At 39.9% G+C, this 3,839-nt stretch carries 5 protein-coding genes; 2 read left to right on the top strand and 3 right to left on the bottom strand.

All coding sequences use genetic code 11. From position 1 onward, the window contains the following. Window positions 1–90: 90 nt before the first annotated feature. A complete protein-coding gene (locus RDS42_RS13205; RefSeq protein ID WP_308784066.1) occupies window positions 91–1,422 on the top strand; it encodes a nucleobase:cation symporter-2 family protein in 1,332 nt (443 codons plus the stop codon). A 195-nt stretch (window positions 1,423–1,617) separates the two neighbouring features. On the opposite strand, the gene RDS42_RS13210 is transcribed toward RDS42_RS13205, so the two are convergent. Together RDS42_RS13210 and RDS42_RS13215 are read right to left on the bottom strand one after the other, a co-directional pair. Further along, complete coding sequence (locus tag RDS42_RS13210) at window positions 1,618–1,791, bottom strand: chorismate--pyruvate lyase (protein ID WP_308784067.1); 174 nt, start codon at window positions 1,789–1,791, stop codon at window positions 1,618–1,620. 23 nt (window positions 1,792–1,814) lie between these two features. Next, the gene (locus RDS42_RS13215) at window positions 1,815–2,240 is read right to left on the bottom strand and encodes an arsenate reductase ArsC (protein WP_308784068.1); all 426 of its coding nucleotides are present in this window, start codon (window positions 2,238–2,240) and stop codon (window positions 1,815–1,817) included. Window positions 2,241–2,820: 580 nt separating this feature from the next. On the opposite strand from RDS42_RS13215, the gene RDS42_RS13220 reads away from it, so the two are divergent. Continuing rightward, window positions 2,821–3,336: a helix-turn-helix transcriptional regulator gene (locus RDS42_RS13220; RefSeq protein ID WP_308784069.1), complete on the top strand. Its 516-nt coding sequence runs from the start codon at window positions 2,821–2,823 to the stop codon at window positions 3,334–3,336. Between the two features lie 75 nt (window positions 3,337–3,411). On the opposite strand, the gene RDS42_RS13225 is transcribed toward RDS42_RS13220, so the two are convergent. After that, window positions 3,412–3,819: a hypothetical protein gene (locus RDS42_RS13225; protein ID WP_308784070.1), complete on the bottom strand. Its 408-nt coding sequence runs from the start codon at window positions 3,817–3,819 to the stop codon at window positions 3,412–3,414. Window positions 3,820–3,839: the final 20 nt, after the last annotated feature.

Genomic DNA, 3,839 nt, shown 5'->3' on the forward strand with positions numbered 1-3,839 from the left:
AAAATATAATTAGTTGTATTGCAATCATAATCATTTTTATGGCGGAACAAAAAAAGTGTATAAAAAATTTAAAAAAGGAGGATCCCACTTATGAAGAACGCCAAAAACGCAGATATTGCAAACATTTATCGTCTTGACGGACAAGTTCCTGTTATGAAGGCTATTCCATTTGGTCTTCAGCACATTCTGGCAATGTTTGTTGCCAACCTGACACCCATTACCATTATTGCCGGTGCCGGAGGACTGAAGCAGGCAGAAATTGCCATACTTCTCCAGAATGCCATGTTTGTTGCCGGAATTGCAACTCTCATACAGCTTTATCCTCTCTGGAAAATAGGCTCCCAGCTTCCCATTGTAATGGGTGTCAGCTTTACCTTTGTAACAGTTCTCAGTACAGTGGCTGCCAATTACGGATATCCGGCAGTTGTGGGCGCAGTTCTGGTCGGAGGTATCATGGAAGGAACTCTGGGGCTTCTGGCAAAATACTGGAAAAAGATCATCTCTCCAATCGTTGCTGCATCTGTTGTAACTGCTATTGGATTTTCTCTTTTTACCGTCGGTACCAGATCCTTTGGCGGAGGCTACTCAGAAGATTTTGGCTCTGCCCAGAATCTGATTCTCGGTACGATAACATTACTGGTATGTCTGGTCTGGAACATTCTGGCAAAAGGCTACTGGAAGCAGCTTTCTGTATTAGCCGGTCTGATCGTTGGCTATATCGTAGCCATTTTTATGGGAAAAGTAGACCTCTCTGTGATCTTTTCCGGAGGCATCATTTCTTTCCCGAAATTCCTGCCTTATGTACCGGAATTTCACCCTGGAGCCATAGTTTCTGTTGCAATTATCTTTCTTGTATCTGCTGCTGAAACAATCGGAGATACCACAGCCATGGTTTCCGGGGGACTGGAACGTGACATAACAACAGAAGAAATTTCCGGCTCTCTTGCCTGCGACGGATATGCCTCCGCTTTTTCTTCTCTGTTAGGATGTCCGCCTGTTACCTCGTTCTCTCAGAATGTAGGTCTCATTGCTATGACAAAGGTAGTAAACCGTTTCACAATTATGACAGGAGCCGTGTGCATGATCCTGGCAGGGCTTCTTCCTCCTGTAGGAAACTTTTTCGCCTCCCTTCCAGATTCTGTCCTGGGCGGATGTACCATTATGATGTTTGGAACCATCCTGACATCCGGAATTGAAATGATTGCAAAGGCAGGCTTCACTCAAAGGAACATTACCATTGCCGCACTGTCCCTTTCCATCGGTATTGGTTTTACCGCTGCCAGCGAAATTGACATCTGGCATATTTTCCCACAGCTTCTCCAATCTGTATTCTCTGCAAATGTAGTAGCTGTCGTGTTTGTAATGGCCATTATATTAAACCTGGTTCTTCCAAAAGATATGGAGATCAAACGTGTTCAGTAAAAGAGAACTATAAGATATCCATTTCCTGTACATAAAGAACCCTCTATAAAGGAAAAACCCGGAAACAGATCTGTGGCTTTCAACAGATCCTTTCCGGGTTTTTCTTTGTTTTATAATTACAATGTTCCCCCAAGCTCATAGGCTTTTTTCATAATTTCCTTATGCAAAATATATTCTTGCAGCTTTTAATATCCTTTAAGCCTTTATTGTATAACACATCATTTCATAATGAAGCTCAGTTCCTTCCATGATCTCTGCCGGAAGGAGCGCCCTTGCTACACATTTTAATTCTTCCTCCGGCTTATCCATTCTCTTTAACATGGCATAATCACCGTCAATTTTTTCTACAATGTAATCACAAACTAACATCTTCCATCCTCCTTAAATACAACCTATTTTTCCATCCCGTTTGTTTTCTCAATGGATTCTATTTTCATTTTCAGTTTAATAATATTTTCTTCAATCCCTGCAATAATCCGCCGAAACTCTTCGTCACTTTTTCCCGTCGGATCTTCCAGTTTCCAATTATCATCAAATGATCCTCCAATAAACGGACAGCCAACATTACATCCCATTGAAACAGCAATATCCGGAGCCGGAATCTCATCTATTAATTTAGAATACTGGGTTTTCTCCATATCAATGTCATAAAGTTCTTTCATAATTCGGACTGCATCCTGATTGATCCTGGGTTTTGTTTCCGTACCGGCTGAATAACTTTCAAATATATCCGATGCAAGATGTTTCCCAAGCGCTTCTGCAATCTGGCTTCTGCATGAATTATGTACACAGATAAATGCTACTTTTAATTTCCTCATCCTGTTTTCCTCCATGAAATGGACATGCTTTGCGGAGACATTGATTATTTTTCATTCTGTTCATCCATGCACACCATATTTCCACATTTTATAATAACATTAATCTGCTTATCCACACAAGAATTACTTTAACCACATATCAATTAACATTGCATAATCCACGACAATCAGACTGCTATGCTTTTGGTAAAACCAACGCAGCAATTCCTACTATAATCAATATCGGAAATGCTATGTATATCAATCCGCCGACAACCAGCCCGATCAGTATCAAAGGCAGCAGTACAATCGTGACCAAAAACTTTGAAATTCCCCATGCCGCTTTGATCCCCCAAAATAACATTTTACCAAATACCCATATCATACAAATAGTAAATAAGAATGATAACATTTTTCTGCCTCCATTATGCTAATATGCTTACCTTTTTTGCTGTATCCATCCTGAAACCTCATTTCTCCCGACTTATCCTTGCCGTTTTTCTATGTTTTCAGTATAATTATTTTATGTACAGAAATACACGATGTATGAGAAGATTTAGACTTATGTATTTCTCTATTTTAGAGAGATAGGGGGAAAATAATGGGCAAACAATCAACAAGAGAAAATAAAAATATATACCAGCTCTGCCGGGAAGCGCAGGGACTCACACGCGAAAAGGCAAGTGAAAATATGGTCGGCGTATCTGCCTCAAGAATTGAAAAGATCGAATATGAACTTCAGGAGCCAACGCCTTACGATATCATCCAGATGGCAGATTGTTATAAAAAACCAGAGCTTTGCAATTACTATTGTTCTCACAAATGTACCATTGGGAGCCGTTATGTTCCGGAAATTGAGATATCTGAATTATCCAATATTATCCTGGAAACAATTGCCAGCCTGAATGAGATCAATCCATTGACCAGCCGACTGATTCAGATTTCACGAGATGGAACAATTTCAGATGATGAAATCAAAGACTTTGCTTTTATCAGTAAAAAACTGGATGAAGTATCCCTGGCTATCGATTCACTGAATCTATGGATCGATAAAACCGCCAGTGAAAACAACATTAATATTGAACTGTTAAATGCTGAAAAAGAAAAACTAAAATAAAAAAGAGGGCAGCAATTTACGGAAATTTCATAAATCGCTGCCCCTGCTGATTCTCTGTCAAAAAACAGACTCTTTTTATAGCTGTCTCAGGATTCCTTCAACTCTGCAGATTGCATCCGCAACCTGTCCGGAAGCCTGATGGATCCGATCCTGTACCATCCAATCCACCAGCAAACTATCAAAAAACCAGTCTGCAAAGGAAATAAAATCACCTGTCTCAATATCGAGATGACAGGCTATATTAACATCATTCAATTCTCTGCTGAAATTTCTGAGATCATATTTCGCCTGTTCCATACTTTGTTTTGCCCGATCCATTTTGGATTGTTTTACCATGGTAGAAATAAATCCTCCTCCAAACATATCCCAGAGCCCCCAGTTTTTTGCACTATTCAGCTGCTCCTCAGCTTCTCTGAGGCTTCTCAAAGCCCGTTTACCAGCTTCAACTGCTTCTCTCTTTTCTTTTTCTAAATCATATGCCATAATTATCCCTCTCTATATAA

It is taken from the genome of uncultured Blautia sp. (genome assembly GCF_902497045.1).
Classification (GTDB): Bacteria; Bacillota; Clostridia; order Lachnospirales; family Lachnospiraceae; genus Blautia_A.

Coding starts and splice junctions, on each gene's coding strand:
- RDS42_RS13205 (WP_308784066.1), top strand. CDS start 91: ATGAAGAACGCCAAAAACGCAGATATTGCAAACATTTATCGTCTTGAC.
- RDS42_RS13210 (WP_308784067.1), bottom strand. CDS start 1,791: ATGTTAGTTTGTGATTACATTGTAGAAAAAATTGACGGTGATTATGCC.
- RDS42_RS13215 (WP_308784068.1), bottom strand. CDS start 2,240: ATGAGGAAATTAAAAGTAGCATTTATCTGTGTACATAATTCATGCAGA.
- RDS42_RS13220 (WP_308784069.1), top strand. CDS start 2,821: ATGGGCAAACAATCAACAAGAGAAAATAAAAATATATACCAGCTCTGC.
- RDS42_RS13225 (WP_308784070.1), bottom strand. CDS start 3,819: ATGGCATATGATTTAGAAAAAGAAAAGAGAGAAGCAGTTGAAGCTGGT.